Raw genomic sequence first — 391 nt, 5'->3', positions numbered from 1 at the left:
GCATGAAGGATATAAATGTCGATCCGTTTCAGCCTTTAGAGACTGAGCGGCTACGTCTGCGTTGCGTTGCGCCTGGTGATGCCGCATCTATCACCAGATTGATCACGCCGAAAATAAGCCAGCGGCTGGCGGCATGGCCCTCACCATTTACGCCCAGAATGGCATTGGCGCGAATCGCCACGGCCCGGAAAATTGCGTTTGCCGGTAATGCCGTACGATTTTCCGTGCTCGAAAAACAAAGCGCCGAATTGATCGGCTGGGCCGCGATATACCGGGATTCTCTTGACCCCGGGCGCGGGGCTTTCGGCTACTGGCTTGGCGAGGCTTATCATGGCAAAGGCTATATGACGGAACTTGCGCCCATCGCTTTGGCGGCGGCCTTCAAAATTTT

The 391-nt window shown here is 55.8% G+C and carries 1 protein-coding gene; it reads left to right on the top strand.

Annotated features, from left to right (window positions below):
- On the top strand, positions 1 to 391 hold a 391-nt coding region (locus MXAZACID_RS19030; RefSeq protein WP_144052901.1), incomplete at both ends, for a GNAT family N-acetyltransferase.

This window comes from Acidocella sp. MX-AZ02, from assembly GCF_000306035.1.
GTDB classification, from domain to species: Bacteria; Pseudomonadota; Alphaproteobacteria; order Acetobacterales; family Acetobacteraceae; genus Acidocella; species Acidocella facilis.
Note: the sequence above shows the minus strand (reverse complement) of the source record. Positions and strands in the feature narration are given on the sequence as shown.